Origin of the sequence: Phyllobacterium endophyticum, from assembly GCF_003010935.1 — a bacterium.
Taxonomy (GTDB): domain Bacteria; phylum Pseudomonadota; class Alphaproteobacteria; order Rhizobiales; family Rhizobiaceae; genus Phyllobacterium; species Phyllobacterium endophyticum.
The window spans coordinates 110,743-128,900 of sequence record NZ_PGGN01000006.1 but is presented as its reverse complement, the minus strand read 5'-3'; the positions used below and the strand labels follow the sequence as shown (position 1 = coordinate 128,900).

At 55.0% G+C, this 18,158-nt stretch carries 20 protein-coding genes; 11 read left to right on the top strand and 9 right to left on the bottom strand.

The window, feature by feature from the left end; genetic code table 11:
- Window positions 1-19: 19 nt before the first annotated feature.
- Both cbiE and CU100_RS23690 read left to right on the top strand, forming a co-directional pair.
- Window positions 20-1,234: a precorrin-6y C5,15-methyltransferase (decarboxylating) subunit CbiE gene (cbiE, locus tag CU100_RS23695; RefSeq protein WP_106719103.1), complete on the top strand. Its 1,215-nt coding sequence runs from the start codon at window positions 20-22 to the stop codon at window positions 1,232-1,234.
- 61 nt (window positions 1,235-1,295) lie between these two features.
- The gene (locus CU100_RS23690) at window positions 1,296-2,093 is read left to right on the top strand and encodes a mechanosensitive ion channel family protein (RefSeq protein WP_106719102.1); all 798 of its coding nucleotides are present in this window, start codon (window positions 1,296-1,298) and stop codon (window positions 2,091-2,093) included.
- 41 nt (window positions 2,094-2,134) lie between these two features.
- Here CU100_RS23690 and CU100_RS23685 read toward each other — a convergent pair whose 3' ends face one another.
- Together CU100_RS23685 and CU100_RS23680 are read right to left on the bottom strand one after the other, a co-directional pair.
- Window positions 2,135-2,536: a GtrA family protein gene (locus tag CU100_RS23685; RefSeq protein ID WP_170113954.1), complete on the bottom strand. Its 402-nt coding sequence runs from the start codon at window positions 2,534-2,536 to the stop codon at window positions 2,135-2,137.
- On the bottom strand, window positions 2,529-3,242 hold the full coding sequence (locus CU100_RS23680) for a class I SAM-dependent methyltransferase (protein ID WP_106719100.1): 714 nt from the start codon (window positions 3,240-3,242) through the stop codon (window positions 2,529-2,531). The genes CU100_RS23685 and CU100_RS23680 overlap by 8 nt, the downstream gene beginning before the upstream one ends.
- A 345-nt stretch (window positions 3,243-3,587) precedes the next feature.
- Here CU100_RS23680 and CU100_RS23675 point away from each other — a divergent pair, with 345 nt between their 5' ends.
- Complete coding sequence (locus CU100_RS23675; RefSeq protein ID WP_106719099.1) at window positions 3,588-4,601, top strand: glycosyltransferase family 2 protein; 1,014 nt, start codon at window positions 3,588-3,590, stop codon at window positions 4,599-4,601.
- Between the two features lie 128 nt (window positions 4,602-4,729).
- Here CU100_RS23675 and CU100_RS23670 read toward each other — a convergent pair whose 3' ends face one another.
- Window positions 4,730-5,494, bottom strand: coding sequence for a sulfotransferase domain-containing protein (locus CU100_RS23670; protein ID WP_106719098.1), 765 nt, complete (start codon window positions 5,492-5,494; stop codon window positions 4,730-4,732).
- Window positions 5,495-5,987: 493 nt separating this feature from the next.
- Here CU100_RS23670 and CU100_RS23665 point away from each other — a divergent pair, with 493 nt between their 5' ends.
- The gene (locus CU100_RS23665) at window positions 5,988-6,296 is read left to right on the top strand and encodes a hypothetical protein (protein ID WP_106719097.1); all 309 of its coding nucleotides are present in this window, start codon (window positions 5,988-5,990) and stop codon (window positions 6,294-6,296) included.
- Window positions 6,297-6,510: 214 nt separating this feature from the next.
- Here CU100_RS23665 and CU100_RS27390 read toward each other — a convergent pair whose 3' ends face one another.
- The gene (locus CU100_RS27390) at window positions 6,511-7,023 is read right to left on the bottom strand and encodes a methyltransferase domain-containing protein (RefSeq protein ID WP_147835060.1); all 513 of its coding nucleotides are present in this window, start codon (window positions 7,021-7,023) and stop codon (window positions 6,511-6,513) included.
- A 739-nt stretch (window positions 7,024-7,762) separates the two neighbouring features.
- Here CU100_RS27390 and CU100_RS23655 point away from each other — a divergent pair.
- The 7 genes from CU100_RS23655 to CU100_RS23625 are packed head-to-tail and all read left to right on the top strand — an operon-like array spanning window position 7,763 to window position 14,153.
- Window positions 7,763-8,758: an AAA family ATPase gene (locus tag CU100_RS23655; protein ID WP_106719095.1), complete on the top strand. Its 996-nt coding sequence runs from the start codon at window positions 7,763-7,765 to the stop codon at window positions 8,756-8,758.
- A gap of 13 nt (window positions 8,759-8,771) precedes the next feature.
- The gene (locus CU100_RS23650; protein WP_106719094.1) at window positions 8,772-9,674 is read left to right on the top strand and encodes a DUF58 domain-containing protein; all 903 of its coding nucleotides are present in this window, start codon (window positions 8,772-8,774) and stop codon (window positions 9,672-9,674) included.
- Window positions 9,658-10,122 (top strand): DUF4381 family protein, encoded by a 465-nt coding sequence (locus CU100_RS23645; RefSeq protein WP_106719093.1) that lies wholly within the window; start codon window positions 9,658-9,660, stop codon window positions 10,120-10,122. The genes CU100_RS23650 and CU100_RS23645 overlap by 17 nt, the downstream gene beginning before the upstream one ends.
- Complete coding sequence (locus CU100_RS23640; RefSeq protein ID WP_106719092.1) at window positions 10,119-11,096, top strand: VWA domain-containing protein; 978 nt, start codon at window positions 10,119-10,121, stop codon at window positions 11,094-11,096. Before CU100_RS23645 ends, CU100_RS23640 begins: the two co-directional genes overlap by 4 nt.
- Window positions 11,093-12,022 (top strand): vWA domain-containing protein, encoded by a 930-nt coding sequence (locus CU100_RS23635; RefSeq protein ID WP_170113952.1) that lies wholly within the window; start codon window positions 11,093-11,095, stop codon window positions 12,020-12,022. The genes CU100_RS23640 and CU100_RS23635 overlap by 4 nt, the downstream gene beginning before the upstream one ends.
- Window positions 12,019-12,861, top strand: a complete 843-nt coding sequence (locus CU100_RS23630) for a tetratricopeptide repeat protein (RefSeq protein ID WP_106719090.1) — start codon at window positions 12,019-12,021, stop codon at window positions 12,859-12,861. Before CU100_RS23635 ends, CU100_RS23630 begins: the two co-directional genes overlap by 4 nt.
- On the top strand, window positions 12,855-14,153 hold the full coding sequence (locus tag CU100_RS23625) for a BatD family protein (RefSeq protein ID WP_170113951.1): 1,299 nt from the start codon (window positions 12,855-12,857) through the stop codon (window positions 14,151-14,153). The genes CU100_RS23630 and CU100_RS23625 overlap by 7 nt, the downstream gene beginning before the upstream one ends.
- A 161-nt stretch (window positions 14,154-14,314) precedes the next feature.
- On the opposite strand, the gene CU100_RS23620 is transcribed toward CU100_RS23625, so the two are convergent.
- From CU100_RS23620 to CU100_RS23600, 5 genes are read right to left on the bottom strand one after another with little or no spacing between them, the layout of a single operon-like run.
- Complete coding sequence (locus tag CU100_RS23620) at window positions 14,315-15,133, bottom strand: SDR family oxidoreductase (RefSeq protein WP_106719230.1); 819 nt, start codon at window positions 15,131-15,133, stop codon at window positions 14,315-14,317.
- Window positions 15,134-15,164: 31 nt separating this feature from the next.
- The gene (locus CU100_RS23615; protein WP_106719088.1) at window positions 15,165-15,974 is read right to left on the bottom strand and encodes an HpcH/HpaI aldolase family protein; all 810 of its coding nucleotides are present in this window, start codon (window positions 15,972-15,974) and stop codon (window positions 15,165-15,167) included.
- 53 nt (window positions 15,975-16,027) lie between these two features.
- Window positions 16,028-16,759: an amino acid ABC transporter ATP-binding protein gene (locus CU100_RS23610; RefSeq protein ID WP_106719087.1), complete on the bottom strand. Its 732-nt coding sequence runs from the start codon at window positions 16,757-16,759 to the stop codon at window positions 16,028-16,030.
- Complete coding sequence (locus CU100_RS23605; protein WP_106719086.1) at window positions 16,740-17,396, bottom strand: amino acid ABC transporter permease; 657 nt, start codon at window positions 17,394-17,396, stop codon at window positions 16,740-16,742. The genes CU100_RS23610 and CU100_RS23605 overlap by 20 nt, the downstream gene beginning before the upstream one ends.
- Entirely contained in the window at window positions 17,393-18,112 is a 720-nt protein-coding gene (locus CU100_RS23600; protein ID WP_106719085.1) for an amino acid ABC transporter permease, read from the bottom strand. The genes CU100_RS23605 and CU100_RS23600 overlap by 4 nt, the downstream gene beginning before the upstream one ends.
- Between the last annotated feature and the right edge of the window lie 46 nt (window positions 18,113-18,158).

Here is an 18,158-nt window from a genome sequence, read left to right as displayed (position 1 = left end):
TGATGCAATGGAATGTACGATGACACGATGGCTGACGATTATCGGGATTGGTGAGGATGGCTATAGCGGTCTGGGCCAGAATGCCCGTGACGCTTTGGCTTGTGCAGGGACAGTTTTCGGAGGCAAACGCCATCTGGAAATGCTGCCGGCAGGACTGACGGCGAAACGAGCAGCGTGGCCGGTTCCATTCTCCGATACTTACGAGCAGCTTCTTGCCTTGCGGGGGCAGCCCGTTGCTGCGCTGGCAAGCGGGGACCCGATGCATTTCGGCGTGGGAGCGACACTGACGCGGTATATCGCGCTTGACGAAATGCGCATAATCCCGGCGCCGTCTTCGTTCTCCCTGGCTGCAGCCGCGCTCGGCTGGCCGATGCAGGAAACGCAATTGCTGAGTGTTCACGGCAGGCCAGTCCAGACTCTGTTCAAGGCGTTTTCTCCGGCGGCGAAGTTGCTGATTCTCAGCAATGACGGTGACACGCCGGCCCAGGTTGCGCGCATGCTGAGGGAGTCGGGGTACGACCGGGCGCAACTGACCGTGCTGGAGCATTTGGGTGGCGCCCTGGAGCGGCGAACCGCCGGCACTGCTGATTGCTGGGATCATCCCCGCTGTGCCGATCTCAATGTACTTGCCGTCGATTGCAATAAAGCAAACCCGCCAGCCCAAGTTCATTCCACACTTGCCGGTTTGACGGACGATGCGTTCGAACATGATGGACAACTGACCAAGCGGCACGTGCGAGCCGTCACGCTAGCGCATCTTGCGCCATTGCCGGGGGAGCTTCTGTGGGATGTCGGAGCGGGCTGCGGTTCCATCGGCATCGAGTGGATGCGTGCACATAATTCGTGTCGCACCCTGGCGATTGAAGCCAGTGAGAGGCGCCAGGAGTTGATCCTGCGCAATAGCCTGGTGCTTGGCGTGCCTGACCTGCAGCTTGTGCGGGGTGAAGCGCCGGCGGCTTTGCAAGGACTTGCAGAACCTGACGCTGTCTTCGTTGGCGGCGGCGTCACCGATGCGGGCGTGATGGACGCCTGTTGGGAGAGCCTCAAGCCCGGCGGGCGGCTTGTAGCCAACGCCGTGACTATTCAGAGCGAAATGGCACTTGTGACCTGGCGCGCCTCCTATGGCGGTGAACTCACCAAGCTCCTTGTTTCTCAAGCTCAACCGCTGGGCGGCTTCGATACCTGGCGATCCGCTCTTCCAGTCACTATCTACGCGGCTCGCAAGCCAGTTTGATCTCAAGTGCAGCCTGGTTCAGGCTTGGGGGGCACAACCATATCACCGTAAGGAGACCCTCATGGAACTCGATCCCCAGAATGCGTTTTCGGCAATCCAAACGGGCATCCGCCAAGCCAGCGCTCTCGTAGTCACCTATTCATTTTCGGTCATCGGTGCTGTTCTTCTCTTGGTCATCGGATTCGTTGTTGCTGGGTTCATAGAACGTTGGGTCTATGCCGGTCTTGGGCAAGTAGGAGGCTTCGATCTTACGTTGCGACGATTTTTCTCGAAAATCGCACGCTACGTCGTTCTGGGCCTCGTCGTGGTCATGGTACTTGGCCAATTCGGCATCCAAACAGCCTCGGTCATTGCTGCCATCGGCGCTGTCGGACTTGCCATAGGACTTGCCCTGCAGGGAACGTTACAGAATATCGCAGCAGGGATAATGCTCTTGGCCCTACGCCCGCTCCGAATAGGAGAGTATGTCGAGGTCGGGAGCATTAGCGGAACAGTCGAGGAGATAGGGCTCTTTGCTACGCGCTTACGGGCTGTCGATGGGATCTATATTCTCGCACCTAATTCAACGCTTTGGACGCTGCCGGTCAAGAACTTCACCCGCAACGGTGTTCGACGCAACGACATCACCATTTCGGCAACTAACGAGCACGATCTCGATCAGGTTCAAAAGTCCTTGCTCAAGCTGGCCGAGAGCGACAGGCGCGTCAGGAAGGATCCTCCTCCTTCGGCTTTCGTGGCAGAACTAGGCGACAATACCGCGTCTATAACGCTACGCTACTGGACGTCTGACTCAGACTACCAATCGGCCAAAGCCGAACTTAACAAGAAGGTGAGGAGCACCCTGAGAGTCATGGCTTGAGCTGCCGCTCGGCTCTGTCCCGCCAATTGCGACAGCTTTTTCTATCCTCTTGCGAATACCCATATTTGAAAAATGACAAAGTTCAGGATGGGGATGAGGAGACTTATGATTCCGAATGCCGGCCACCCCGATAGTATCGGGTATATACCCGAAACGGTCGTCACGCTCCAGATCAAGCTCAGGTTCAGGGCCTGCACGATGCAGAACTTGAGCCATTCCCGGGCAATTGCGGCGTCAGACTTGAACGTCAACCGGCGATGTCCGAAAAAGGAAACCGGAACCAGAAGCGCATATGCCAGATAGGCCGAGACAGACTCGTCCAAGAACAAATTGAGACCGTTGGCAATCAGAAAAAATGCAGCGGTATTGGCCAGGCCGATCAGGCCGAAAGTTAACATCTGCCTGATGTTCTTCGAGGGGTGCCGGGAAGAAAGTTCAGTCACGTGCACGGCCGAAAACGTAATATTGCGCCCCAACCCGAAGCTTGCCCAACGCGCCATCGATCTTTCGCAGAACCCCTTTTATCGCAGGTATCGTCAGGATATATTCGCCCTGTACGTCTTTTAATCCGGCTTGCTGAAGATACCCGGATGCGGTTCGCTTCGAAAGGAGAACCGCATCGGCGTCAAAAGGACATGTCGACACTGCACGGCGGGTCAAGGGGTTGTAGGGATTGTGTTCGAACAAGATAACCAAGCCCCCTGGCTTGGTTACGCGCGCCATCTCCGCCGCAAACCTTGACCAGTCAGCTTGCGGAACGTGGTGCATCACACAAATTGCATAAGTCGCATCAAAAGTGTCATTGTCGTATGGCAGCCTCTGGCCGTCATAGGTTTGATAGTTCACATCCGGATTGTTCTTTTTTGCTTCCTGAATGCATTCGTCAGAAGGATCGATGCCGGATATTCTTCCTACTTTGCCGCGAAGCAGTGGATGGTATGTTCCGACCCCACATCCCACGTCGAGAATCGACAAATTGGATGGATCGCCAATTTGGGCCGCCAGGATATCGACGAGACGGACTGCCTTTGCGCGTGTGAAAAAGTCCACATTGAGGCCAGAGAAGGATATGGAGTCGTTCACGGCCTCCGCATAGGTCGTTCGATAGGCGTCAAACTCGTTGCTGTGTGGGCCGTTGTTTTCGGTCATGCTCTTTCCAAGAGGGATAATTGGGCTCTAGGTATCACCGGGGCTTTCACACTGCAACGCTTCACGCTCCGCGGGCCTATGCGTCCACTTATCGAAAGAATGGTACTTGGAGCTGCCGAAATGCTATGGATGTTTACACCGTCGGAGAAGATGGATATGCGAGCAAAACTCTTTGGCGAAATATAGAGCAGCCGATCGCGACGTGACTCCAGCAGCAATTTGCGAGAATCATTCATTAGTGCTTTTACTGTACCCATACGTCTTGGCGGAGGAAAATGTCCATCACCGTTGACAAGACATTACGACCATTCCGGCACCAATCGCCTTCGAATATCGAGTTCTGACATGCCAAGAACACAACGAGACCAGATCGATCTGTCAATCGTCATTCCGGTTTACCGGAGCATGGCCGTTCTGCCCGAGTTGATAGCGCAACTCAGGCAAGTTCTCGATAACAGCTCATACCACAACAGATTCGAAGTGGTACTGGCCAATGACTGCAGCCCGGATCAAAGCTGGAAAGTGATCAAAGAGTTGTCTCAGCAGCACTCGTTTGTCCGGGGAATATCCTTGCGGAAAAACGTTGGTCAGCATAATGCGACGATGGCCGGATTAAGCATTGCCCGCGGCAAAATCATTATAATCATGGATGATGATTTGCAGCATCCTCCCGCCGCGATCCTGCGACTGGCGCAGCAAATCGAGGATGGCTTTGATGTCTGTTACACAAGGTATCGCGAACGGAAACACGTAGCATGGAAGCGATGGGGCAGCCGGTTCAACAATTGGGTCGCCACGCTGATGTTGAAGAAGCCTGCGAACCTTTACCTCTCATCGTTCAAGGCGATGAAGAGGGAAATTGCCACGACCATATTACGGTACGATGGCCCCTATACCTACATTGACGGGCTTATTGTCGGAGCCACGAACTCTGTTACCGCAATCGATATCGATCATCAGGAACGCTTTTCCGGCGAGGGCAATTACAATCTCAGGAAGTCGCTATCACTCTGGCTGAAAATGGCCACTGGCTCATCCATTTATCCGCTTCGCCTGGCCACCATCGCCGGCTTCTGCCTCGCTGCCGCAAGTTTTGTGTTCTTCCTATATGTTATAATCGAGTGGTTGCTGAATCCCAATGTGCAACCGGGCTGGACCTCCGTCATTGCTACGGTCCTGTTCATCGGCGGCGTCCAGACATTCTGCATGGGCGTTATCGGAGAATATATCGGCCGAATCTACCTGAGGCTGAACAACACCCCGCAATTCGTTATAGGGCAAACCACATTCGACGACGAAGCCGTTGGCGATCCTGCGCCGGTGCGCGGTCCCACTAAAAGATCTATCGCAAGACAGTGATCGTACCGCTTGCGGCTTCGGGTAAACGCGGGCCAGCAGCCAAGGAATTGGCATATACGTTGATGAGCCAGACGTGGAGAGGTCCTCGCGTTGGTAATAAGCAGGCACGGCGGTAACTAAGCCGTTGCTTAGTTCGTCAGGGCCAAATCCTTGGGAAGCATCTGGAGGTATGCCGTCCTTGCGACCTCATGATCGAGACTGGGATCGGACTTGATATCGTAGTCCAAAATGGAAAAGTACTCGACGTGAGCTGCTTGTACTTTGACCAAATTCGCAGGAGTTATGAACTTGGCATAGTTATCTTTCTGACCAAGCCAGCCGTGATTGTTGAAAGGTGCAAAATAAGCGACTGAATAATTGTCCAGGGCGGACTGAATTGGCCCAGCCAAGGGAGCACCTAACGTACGAAACAATTCGGCAAATCCCTTCCCGGGCGCATCTACAACGTCCTCATACTTGAGGCGAGCCGAATTCCCTTCTTCCTTCCACCAGGACAGCGTGACCGAGAGAAGATTGCGGGCGCCTTCGCTGCACATCCATTCCACAAAGGCGGGGCTGTCAGGATACAAATCGCGGGCATCACGTGGAATAAAGCAACGTCCGTCCAGCCACTTGTGAACCGACGGTTCTCTCCTGGCGAACTGGAGGACTGACACAAACACGTCCAACGGGTGGCGACCCAAAATCACCAGCTTGCATGACAATCGATGGAAATATTCGCGCGTTTGATCGTCGCAAGGCGCATGAATGTTCAGGATGCAGTTATCAGGAAGCTCGTTTGGGAAATCATTGATGGAGTGCGCAGCAAAATGTGGATAACCGGATAGTTCGCTTATGACTCGTCTAATCCAATTATTTCCGCATCGTGGAGACGCTATGATCGCTATTCTCATCTAGAGGGTTCCTGTTGTCGCGCAGTCAAGCTCGCCGCGGTATGATCTGACTTCCGAGCATGGTAGGATTGAATAGGCCCTGCGCAGTTTCGGTGAACTTGGAACTTTCAAGTACCAGTGAAACAGATGTGCCTGCAGATCTTGAGATATGCGGGAACACAACGCGAATGGATGTGACGGCTGCCGGCCCTAATAAACGATGTGATATCCGCAATTCGCCCACCCGTGCAGCCCAATTTAGCGCTATCACCACGGTGGGTGAAATACAACCGAGGTCAACACTTCAGGTTGCAGATCAGAACGCGGCAATGATAGCTAGAGGTGTCACTCCGTTAGGGCACGGCTCACCGTTTGTACCTGGAAACAAGTCCTTAATTCCAGGTCGTTGGTCATAGTCAGAAATAACGATGGACGTTGTATTGCTCAATTCCTGAGAGCCTTTCACAATGCCTTGAGCTGTCATGATTCGGAACAACAAAGAGAAGCCAAAGCAATGGCCAGCATATTTGGAACTGCGGATATCCATACTCAGACAAACAACGACGCAAGCCGTGTCTCGCCACACGGGGGAACGGCACAAATCTGCGTTGATGCCTTACACGGCAGATTCGGGATATCAGTCTCGATTGTAGCAATAACCATTCTAGCAGCTTTGGTAGTAGTGGCGGTTGTCATATTCAGTATTGTTGAAGCGATCGTTCCATTCACCCGCCAAACTGCCAAAGAGATCCTGAAAAGCTCGATGCTGTATTTGAAGTTATCAGCAATTTGCGCTGTAGGGCTCGCTCTGTTGATTCAATGAATTGGCCAGTCGCAATCAGCGAAGCCGTGCTTTTTATCATTCTTAAGGGTGCGCTCTAGAGGCTGAGGAGTGCTCAACGCGTTGGCGGCCAGACCTTGTTCCCTGCTGCGTATCGTTATCACGTGGGGAAGCTAGCTTTGGAGACAACCTTTGGTGTTTTTGGAGGTGCCGAGACGCGTCCACCAGTCTTACGGGTCTGGAGATGGGGGCTTCGTCAGACCTTTTCGAAAACAACGTTTATGTATTCACCGTCCTTGATACGATCTACAATGCGAAAACCGGAAAGGGCAGCTAGAACTTCAGGAGAACGTCCCAGCAAAAACACCGTGTGAAATCGAGTGAACGGGTACGCGTATTCGTAGCATGGCGAGGAATGCGCCATCTTTCCGCCTTCGACAAGAAGCGAATGGAATTTCCGGAACTGTTCAACTGGATTACGGAAATGCTCAATGACATTGTTTGAGAAGATTCCGGCGAGCCCCACAGATATTTCATCTGTACTCTTTATTACGAACGGCGCTGTGGTCGGAGCACTTGGCTCGTAACTCCAGACATCAAAGCCCTCGGCGCGAAGCTTTTGAGTCGTATCATTCCAAGCCCCAGCACCCCAATTGATGTAAACCGCACCGGAGGTTGGACGAAGAGAGCGAAAGGATCGATCCTCCAGATGCCCAGTTTCATTTTCCCTATAGCGGGAATAAAGCAGCTCATATTCGAGATCGACCATTCGGTCATCTAGGTCCAGGAATTTCTGGGTTCCGAAAATGCAATCGCACTTAGGGCATTTGTATCGTTCCAGCTTTCCACCGTTAAAAATGCATTCAGATCGCAGTATCTCGAAACCGCTTCTCTCGTCCTCATGTCCGCAAATGAGACACGCATATCGCCGCGTCGATAGGGAACGGTCGTCGATGCGATCCTGGGTGAACCAAAACCCCCTGACGTGATGTTGTTCCAATAAAAGTAACTGAGCTTCAAGCTTGTCCACTCTGTTGGAAAGCTTCAATTCGTCTTTAGATGACCCGAGGAGCCTACGAAGAAGAGAGCGCATTAGACAAAATATCAGCAGCCGAAGTTTTTCGCCAGCCAGTTATTTTATGCAGAACGTACGTTCGTCTCGAGACGTAAATATCAGTATGGCGCCTTCCAATTTTGATGTTCGCAGACATCTTCATCAGGATCCGCCGCAAACTTTTTATCCTACCGGCCTCGCGACACATCGCTGGTGCGACCCGTTGCGAGGACTGCAGTCGAGGTCGACACCGCTCGTTTCGCTTATACTCAAATCGCCAATGATCAAAGGAAACGTCCGAATGACCAGCATTGAAACTCTGCAGTTGACCGGACGACACGTTTTCTCAGCTGCTGTCGCCTCATCTATATACGTGTCGTCGAGCATCTCTCCTTGAAAGTTTCTATTATTTGGCTATCGTCCCCAACGGGCACCATAAGACGGGAACGTTTTTATGGACGGCGTAAAACAGGATTCTTCTATCGGCGCCGAGATAAATCTCGGCCCGAGGTTCAATCACCTTATCCAAAACTTCGAAGCCGGATTGATAGGCAGAATTGCCCTTGTCGACAGATTGCTCATGGCGCTGCTCGTCGGCGGCCATGTGTTGATCGAAGGTGCACCTGGGCTTGCCAAGACCAGAGCCGTCAAGCAACTTTCAAATCACGTCGATACGACCTTTGCTAGAATTCAGTGTACGCCGGATCTGATGCCGGCGGATTTGACCGGCACGCCCGTATGGAGGCCGGATCACAGCACATTCGAATTCGTTGCAGGTCCGGTATTCCATTCACTGATTCTGGTGGACGAGATCAATCGCGCCCCGCCTAAGGTACAATCGGCACTTCTGGAGGCCATGGCCGAGCAACAGGTAACGGCAGCGGGAAAAACTTATCCTTTGCCGGATCCCTTCATGGTCGTCGCCACGCAGAACCCAATTGAACATGAAGGTACTTTTCCGCTGCCCGAAGCGCAGCTAGACCGGTTTCTTTTTCACGTGGCCGTCGATTTTCCAGATGCCACTGCCGAGCGTGAGATTCTCGACCTTGTCGAACAGGAGCGAGGCGGTAACCTCCCCCTTGCCACCGACAAGATCAGTATCGTCGAAATTCAGCAGGCGAGGCTGCAGGTCAACGCGGTTCATCTGGCGCCAGCATTGAAGGACTACATTGTACGGCTGGTAATGGCGACGCGGGATGAAAGTGCCGGTGCCGATACGAGAGCCAAGATCGAATATTCCGTCTCTCCGCGTGGTTCCCTTTCACTGGCAGCTAGCGTCAAGGCGCGGGCATTTCTCAACGGGCGTGATTACGGCACGCCGGAGGATGTCGAGGTCTTGGCCGGGGATATTCTGGCGCACCGCCTTGGCCTGACCTGGAAAGCAATAGCGGAAGGCGATACGCCGCGCGGCGTAATCGCTGCGATTCTCGACCGTATCACACCCTTGTAGATCGGCATGACTTATGAATGACAAGGGCACCTCTATTGATACGACCGCGCTGATCCTGTTGAAGCACGTCGCGACGAACGCCAGACAAAATCGGAATATCAGAACACAATCCATGCCTGGTCCCATCGCGGCGAAACGAAGGGGTAGGGGCAGCGAAATCGACGACATCAGGGTGTGGACCTATGGCGACGACATTCGTACCATCGACCGTAACTCTACCGCTCGCACCGGTGTGCCGCATGTAAAGACCTTTCGAGAAGAAAGAGAACACACAACGCTGCTGCTTGCCGATTTTAGACCTGCCATGCAGTTCGGCACAAGGCGTGCTTTCATGTCCGTCGCTGCTGCAGAGATTCTCGCGCTTTCGGGCTGGCGCGCCACTGACGCTGGTGGGCGGGTCGGTTTGCTCGCCATCGGCGGGACTGAACCTCTATTGATACGAGCGCGCCCATCGGATCGAGGCATGCTTGCGGTGATTTCCGCCTTGCTGAAGGCACACGCTTTTTCGCTCGATCTGCAATCGGCAGAACCGGTCCTGTCATTGGACACGGTATTGCGAATTGCCGCCAAAGCATTGCCCAGAGGCGGAACCATAGTACTTGCAAGCAATCTCGACGACAGGGGAGATCAGTTCGAAGACGCCGTTCGGCTGGTTTTACACCGCTGCGACTTGAAGATCGCTTGCATCAGCGACGCATTCGAACGGAGTGCGCCAGCCGGAATATTTCCTTTCGAGACCCGCAATGGGGTGAGGGGCGTGCGGTTTGTATCCAACAAAAACCCAGGTCGGAAAAGGCGCGAGGAGATGCTCCAACAGATCGAAAGATTGGGCGCTCGAATCGTAGAGTTTTACAGCGAGAGTGATCCGGAAGAACAAATCAACGCTTTGGACGAGCTCCATGGTCGACACGGTTGATCCGCTTAATGCACTGCAGGCAATTCGCCTGCCTGTGGTCCCGGCATCTTCGCTGGGGGAGCAGATATCTGCAGCATTGTTGGCCGGTATGGTAGCGGCGTTACTCATCCAGCTCGTGCTGGCTTATCGCAACAAAAAAAGAGCGGAGCCTGTGGAGCAAACTTTCATACGCGCACTTGAGGACACATTCATCTTGCCTGAAGATGAACGCCTGACGGCCCAGGCCTCGGTGATCCGGCGGTACGTCGATGTCGTTGCAGGCGATATTGCTGCGCGCAAACAGGGAGAAGATTGGCTGGAGGAACTCGATGGTCTCTTCCAGACCGAATTTTTCCGGAAGGGTGCAGGTCGTGCCTTGCATGAAGGCCTCTATTCGAGACAACCGGCCTTTGAAACTGCCGCTCTTGGACCCAGGCTCTGCGAACTGTTGCAAGGCAGGATGCCATGACGGAGTACTTTTCCTTTGCATCGCCTTGGGCGTTCGTGGCAATTCCATTGCCGCTAGTGGCAGCGTGGCTGTTAAAGGCACGACGCGAACAGACAAGAGCCCTGAGGGTTCCTTCTTCCGTGGTTTTTGAAGACCTCGGCGGTGCGCAAACGGGTATCCTGGGGGATATCCGCACTTTTACAGTGGTCCTCTGGACGGTTTGGCTGCTGGGCGTGCTGGCCCTGGCGGGACCACAGATCGTCCAGCCAACCGCCGCGTTGCCGATTTCAGGCCGCGACATCGTTCTGGCACTCGACCTTTCGGGAAGCATGGAGCGCAAAGATTTCTCGTTCGATGGAACCTCCACCCGGCGCATGGAGGTCGTCAAGGAAATCGGCGCGAAATTTCTGCGTGGGCGATCCGGCGACAGAGTTGGCCTCGTCATGTTCGCTGATGAACCGTTTCTTGCCGCCGCTCCAACGTTTGATCTCTCTGCCGTCGAAACGGCGTTGAGGAATGTCGAGATAGGAACCGTGGGCAGATCCACCGCCATTGGCGATGGGCTGGGATTGTCGTTGAAAATCTTGCAGCGGTCGCCAGCCGCTTCCAAAGTGGTGATCCTGCTCTCGGACGGTGCAAATACGGCGGGCAATGTCAGTCCAGAATCTGCGGCCCAGCTCGCCAAAAAGCTCGGAATCAAGGTGCATACGATCATGCTCGGCACAGATACCGAGGAGAACGTCAGTTCGGCGATGATCACGCCCAAAAGAGATACGGTCACACTTGCGGATATTGCGAAAGCAAGTGGTGGCGAAAGCTTTCTGATCAAAACCAATGACGATCTTCACAAGCTTGCAGCGTCGCTTGACAAGCTGGAGGCGAGCACAATTGCTGCTCCGGCAGTTCTCGCACCGCACAATCTTTGGCCCTATCCAGCGGGGCTCGCACTGGCTTTATGCCTCGCGGGCTTTTTTGCAGCACGGAGGGCAACGTGAATCTTTCCGAGTTCATTTTTCTGCGACCATGGTGGCTGATCGTTCCGCCATTCCTCCTGGTTCTAGGCTTTATTTGGCGTCAACGCGGCAATGAAGGAGATTGGGTGCGGGCAATCGATCCGCATCTGCTAAAGGCATTGGAGAAGCGTGGTGCCTTCAAAGTACGAGGCACAGGTCATCGACGATTTCCCTTGTGGTTGATGGTGGCCGTGATCCTGGCCATAGCGCTCGCTGGCCCGGCGATCGGGACGCAAGCCAGTGACAGCTTTCGCAACGTCGACGGTGTGATTATCGCGCTGGATACATCGAAATCCATGATTGACAGCGGTGCTGCAACCGACGGACAGATCGCCGCCACGCAATTGATAGATAATAGCGCCGCGAGTCAGCAGGTCGGCCTTATTCTTTTCGCCGGTGACGCCTATCTCGGTAGCCCCTTCAGCGCCGACCGACAAGTATTGCATCCGCTATTGGCCGGGGATCTCTCGAGAGTTGTTGCAGAACAGGGCAGTGCCCCGGCCCGGGCCATTCAGCTGGCACAGACGATGTTCTCCGACGCTTCCATGATTGGAGGTGATCTCGTACTGGTTACGGACGGTGGAGGCGTGAATTCTGCTGCGATTGAAGCGGCGAGAGTGCTGCGCAAGGCAGGGCGCAGAGTACATGTCCTTTTCGTGTATTCGGTGCAGAACAATTCCGAAATTCCCCTGCCGGACAGGGCGGGTGCGGCAAGCGTGGCTGCTGAAGGAGGGGGAATTTTCGCGGATACGGCCGATTTGTCACCGCTGCTCTCATCGTTGGACGCCCCTCTGGGGAACAAGCTCGAGAAAAACGGCTACGCAGCCTTGGCGTGGCTTGATCTCGGCCGGTTCATGCTCGTCCTCGCTGCTGTCCCCTTCCTCGGCCTGTTCGGGAGACGGACATGACAAGATTATCCGTTGCACTCCTCCTGCTGATATGCCTGATGCTTGTGCTTGTATCGAATGACAGAGCTGGTCGCCTGATGCTTTCGGCAGGTTATCCGGCTCTGGCGGCCCACATGCTTGCCGACCCGGCATGGCGCGGTGTCGCGTATTACCGAGCCGGCGATTACAAGTCCGCCACCGCGGCTTTTCAGACGACCCGTAGCGCCGAAGCAGCCTATAATCTCGGCAATGCCTTTGCGCGCGCCGGCAAACTCGCATTGGCCATGGAGGCATATGATATCGCCCTCAAGCGCAATCCTAATGACAGCGCAGCATACGCCAATCGTCAGCTCGTCCGATCTCTGATGGAAGCGGGAAAGGGAACCAATAAGTCCGCAGCCGGACTTGCGAACTCGACGGCCGCCAAGGAAAAACAGGGCGGCGAAAACAAGAGCTCGGAGGATGACACAGGAACGAAGTCCACATCTGGTGATGGAATGGCCGGGCAGCGCGAAGCCGCAGGCAACGCTCAAATGGCGGGCAGCAGCAAAGTGGACCGACGAGGCGACGCGCAGAACAGCGAACTTGAAGCCGGAAAGGGATCATCGAAGGGATCGGCGACGGATAGCGGAGGCAATTCCGGCAAGAATGGCGGGCAAACCACACGCGCCAGTGTCGACGACAGCAAGCCGGAGCAGAACCCGCTTGAAGCTGAGATTGAAACTGAACAGGCGACGTTGCAATGGCTAACGCAGATTCCCGACGACCCAATCAGGTTCCTGCAGCTGCGAATCTCTGCCGAGCACAAGCAACGGCAGGAAAGAGGCACCGCCGTTCAGTCGAAGGATTCGCTATGGTGATCCTGACTAGAATGGCAAACATGTTCCTAGTGATCGCAACATGCTTCCTGACGGGAACCATGGCGCAAGCGCAAGATCGGCCCAAGCCAGCGGGACATATTTGGGTGGATGTCGACCAATTGGCCCGACCGCCCTTCGTGCAGGAGATGATCCTGTTGAGGCTCCGGGGCATCTATACGAGACCGGTAGCACTCGCCAAAACGGAGCAACCTGCGCTCGAGGGTTTCCGTTGGATGCTCATTGGGAAAGATGAATGGTCCGACTCGGTTGAAAACGGCTCGCAAGTACGCGGCTTCCAGCAGGTCATCGCCGTCTTTGCCCAGCGCAGCGGTAATCTCGTCATACCGCCGTTCATACAGAATCTCACTTATATCGACAGGAGTGGAGCCCGGATATCGACCGTCATTCAAACTGAACCTGTCACCATTCGGGTCGCTCCGGTGCCGACTGACGCGAGTTCCTGGTGGCTTGCTGCCCACAGCGTCGTTGCAACCGATGACTGGAGTGACGATCCCAGTGACATCGATATCGGACAATCGGTCAAGAGGTCCATCACCATAACCGGCGTCGGCGTAACCGATGACCAGCTGCCACCACGCCCTGACATCAAGGTGCCCGGATTGATCGTTGTTCCGGCGGTCCCAGTGCGAAAAACCGCCATTGGGCTGGGCAAACCGCTGAAGCATGTTCTGGAGCCCAAAAAGCCCGGCCCCTATAGGATCGTCGAAGGCAGAGAAGGTCCGATTTCATCAGTCACCTATTCCTGGACAATCCGTCCGGTTACCGGCGATCAAGCAACACTTCCTGCAATTGAAATCCCTTGGTACAATACAGACGTCAACGCCATGCAACGCATCGTTATTCCGGGTCGCACCGTCGCATTGAAGGATACCGGACCGACACTTGCGGATATGGAACAGTCGCTTGGTATCGTCGGGATGCCCGGTAGTGGGCGTAGCCTGGTCTCTGTCGACCAGATTCTAATTGTAATTGCCTTTTTTGCTGCTCTGATCGCAACTTTGACTGTGTGTTCAAAACAATTCCGGGAGGAAGTCGCGAAACTCTCCCAACGCTCGCAAGCCTATAGAGCAGGCCTTCGCATGAAGCACGCTGCGCAAAATGGCGATGCGGCGCGAATATGGCAGTTGCAGCGGCAGCTCCAGAGCGTGCGGCATTCTCCATCTGCAATTGGAAACCTGGAGTCGATCGTGTTCGGCAAACAGCAAGCTGACAGGTCCGCGCTTACCAACATTGTCGGGCAGCTGATTGACAAAAAACCTCCCCTTGATTGAGGGGGTCTTTGCAATTTGACAGACGTGTCGCGCGCGGCGATCTGCGCCGGCCAAATCCCAGGTGCAGAGCATCGAAAGAGTGGGAGTAAAGGCCCCCACCTGTTCCAATTGGCTGGCCGTTCGCGCCGGTACAGTCCGGCGCGAACGGGTGAGCGACAAGTCTACCAGGCGGTGAACCCCCCATCGACGACAACGTTGGACCCGGTCATATAGGAAGACGCATCCGAGGCCAGAAACCTGATGACGCCATTATACTCGTCGATCTCGGCCTGTCGGCCCATTGGTACACGTTCCAGGAATGCTTCGATAAACTCTTTGTCAAAACTTGCCGTTTTGACGCCGCCGAACGATATCAGGTTCACTCGCACCTTTTTGGTACCCCAATAGGTCCCGAGATACCGCGTCATGTTGATCAGCCCGGACTTCGAGGCGGCATAGGAGATCGCCTTGACGAAGGGAACACCATCCCGTTTTTCACGATAGGCATAAAGGGCCTGATTGGGCGAAACGAGGCCGTAGATCGAACCTATGTTGATAATCGATCCTCTACCTTCTTCGGCCATCCTGCTGCCGACGACCTGGCTTGTCAGCATGACTCCGGTCAAGTTTGTATCGATGATCTCGTCCCAGTACTTTTGCGGATATCTTTCGAATGGCGCGTTCTGCTCGGCAGATCCGTCCGGTTTGGAATCTATCCCGGCATTGTTGACAAGAATGTGTGGTACGCCCCACTCCGACACCAGACGCTCGGTAGCAGTTTCAAGTGCGGTTTTGTCTGTAACGCTTGCCTCATAGACACGAATACTGTCCGTCAGCCCTGGAAATTTCTCGGAAAGCTGTTCGTGGCTAAAGGGACGGCGGCTGAAAATCGCAACCTTCGCTCCGGCTTCCGCCAGGGATTTTGTGAACTGCGTACCTAGTTGGCCCAGGCCACCCGTGACAACAGCAACACGTCCGGTAATGTCGAATGGGTCTTTCATATGTTTTTCCTTGGTCTTCGTCTGGATATGTTCAAGCCGGTTTGGCGGCAGTATCGATGGCTTCACGGGCGCGGCGGCAACCTTCATTGAGGAACAGCACGTCATTGCCCATGATGATCATGTCCACGCCCTTCTTCTTAAGCGCCGATACGTTCTCAGCTACCGGAGGAATGCAGGGAGCCATGACCTTGATGCCGCGTGCGTGAGATTTCTCAATCAGTTCTGCGAGCTTTTCCTCGACCTCCGGATGCGCCATGGAATAGTCGATCGATATCTGGCGTGAAATCGAGTAATCGGCGGGTCCGAAGTTGATGACGTCGATACCTTCGACATCGAGGATCTCGTCGATGTTGTCGAAGAATTCATAGCTTTCGGCCATCGGTATCACGAGCCGGGTGGCATTCTCATGTTCCATATAGGCCGACCATTGAAAGCCTGGACCACCAAACCCCGCCGCCCGACAACTCGAATCTCCGCCGCGCCGCCCGTAAGGCGGGAACTTGGCGGCACGGATGATAGCGCGCGCCTGATCGGCTGTACCGACTTGCGGGACGATCACGCCGGTCGCGCCGAATTCCAGTGACTTGCGAATATCCCATTCATTGGTGCCTCGCACCCGCACCAATGGCGCTATGCCTGCCAGCAATGCAGCAAGAATCAGCTTTTCCATATGCGCGTCGACGTTGACCGGGGTGTGTTCGGCATCGATGAAGGCAAAATCCAGCCCCCAATTCGCCGCCGCTTCGATCGCTACAGTCGAGCCGGTGTAGAATGTCGCGCCGAATGTGGCTTCACCGCGCTCAAGTTTCTCTCTCAGTTTGGAATTTTGCGGTCCGGGCAAATTTCTACTCCTTGTTCGGGCGGTCACATCACCGCCCTGTTGATTGCGCAACGTCACTTCAAGTCTGTTGCGATGAAGCTTCGTAGTTCGGGTGTGGCGGGATGAGCGAAGATCTGTGCAGACGGTCCTTCTTCCCAGATCTTTCCCTCATGCATGAACACAGTTCGTGTGGCGACGCGGCGGGCGAAGCCCATTTCGTGCGTCACCAGAACCATGGTCATGCCCGCCTCTGCGAGTTCGGCGATCGTCTTCAGCACCTCGCCGGTGAGTTCCGGATCAAGCGCCGATGTTACCTCGTCAAACAGCATGACCTTCGGTTTCATCGCCAGCGAACGAGCGATGGCCACGCGCTGTTGTTGTCCGCCCGACAGTTCATCCGGATAGGCACTTGCCTTTTCAGCCAGCCCGACACGGGAAAGAACGTCTCTTACAAGCAATTCCCGCTGATCACGGGGCAGTCCTTTGACCACCCGGGGGGCGAGCATGATGTTCTCGGCTACGGACAGATGCGGAAAAAGATTGTAGCTCTGAAAAACCATGCCGACCTCCTTGCGCAGATCGCGCAGGTTGGCTCTGGATTGGTCCAGCCGATGGCCGGCTACCACGATCGAACCTTCCTGAAAGGGCTCGAGGCCGTTGATGCAGCGAAGCATGGTGCTCTTACCCGATCCGGAACGACCGATCACTGCAACAACATCGCCGTTTTCAACAGCGAGGTTGATGCCCTTGAGCACCGGTACTGTACCGTAGGATTTCTTGAGGTTTTCAATGCGCAGGGCCGGCACTTTTTCTCTCCTTGAGTTTTTCACTCCACCACGAGAGCGGGTAGCAAACGGCAAAGTAGAATGCTGCGACCGTAAGGAAGACGTGGAAGGGTTGAAACGTCATGTTATTCAGAAGCTGGCCCGCCCGGGTCAGTTCGACGAAGCCGATGAGCGCTGTGACGGACGTGTTCTTGACGATCTGGACCATGAACCCGACAGTCGGTCCAAGGGCAATGCGGAAAGCCTGGGGCAAGATCACGTATCGCAAACGCTGGATTCTGCTCAGCGCCAAAGCATCGGCAGCTTCCCATTGGGTCCGCGGTATCGCCTCGATGCAGCCGCGCCAGATATCGGCAAGAAACGCCGTCGCATAGATGCTGAGCGATATGGCCGCTGCTGCGAGTGGCGGAAAATAAAACCCGGCAAAGCTCAATCCATAAAAGGCCAGGAAGATCAGGATCAGCAATGGCGTGGCCTGAACGAGCTGGATATATCCGGCGACTATCAATTGCAGCCATCGAGGCCCGAGAGCACGAGCGAGCGCAAAGATCAGCCCGAAGATGCCGCCGCAGACAAACGTGCACACCGAAAGCCCGACCGTCCAGATCAACCCGTGGAACAGGAATTGTACACTTTGCCATCCGAATGACTGGATCATGTTTCAGCCTCCCGAGGCAGGCTGAGTGTAGCTACTGCCGATCCCGTTTTCGGCACACTTCGGCGGAACAACCAGAGACCGACGATCCAGTAGAGTAGCCGGAAAGCGAAGGTAATCGAGATGTAAATGGCCGCAAGGACGAGGAAAGTCTCGAGGCTTCGAAAGGTTTGCGACTCGATCTTGGCGCCGGCCAGCGTCAATTCGGTAGCCGATATTGCCGAAGCAATCGACGTTCCAAGAAGCGTCAACGTAAGCTGTCCGGTAAGGGCGGGATAGATCACGCGGAGCGCCGGAATGATGACCACGTATCGCATGACCTGCAGTCGTGAGAGGCCCAGCGCCAATCCTGCCTCGATCTGCGTCTTGGGGATCGCTAGCAAACCTGCGCGAAAAATTTCCGCAGAATAGGCTCCGAGGTTCAATGAGATCGCCAGGATCGCCGCGTGATCCGCACTAAGACGGATGCCGATATAGGGGAGCCCAAAGAACAACAGGAAGAGCTGTACGAGAAGCGGCGTATTCCGGAACGCCTCCACGTATCCTGCGCTCGCTGCCGCAGCCCATTTCGGCCCGTCCACGCGCAGTATCGATACTGCCAGTCCGATCGTCAAACCGATGACAATCGATTGGCCGGAAAGGACAATGGTGTCGATCGTGCCGCTGATCAGCTCGGGCGTCCGCGCGAAGACGGGCGTGAAATTCATCTCGTATGCCATGAAACTCTCCTGGGGTGCCCGGACCGGCTTAAAAGGCGCCGGACCG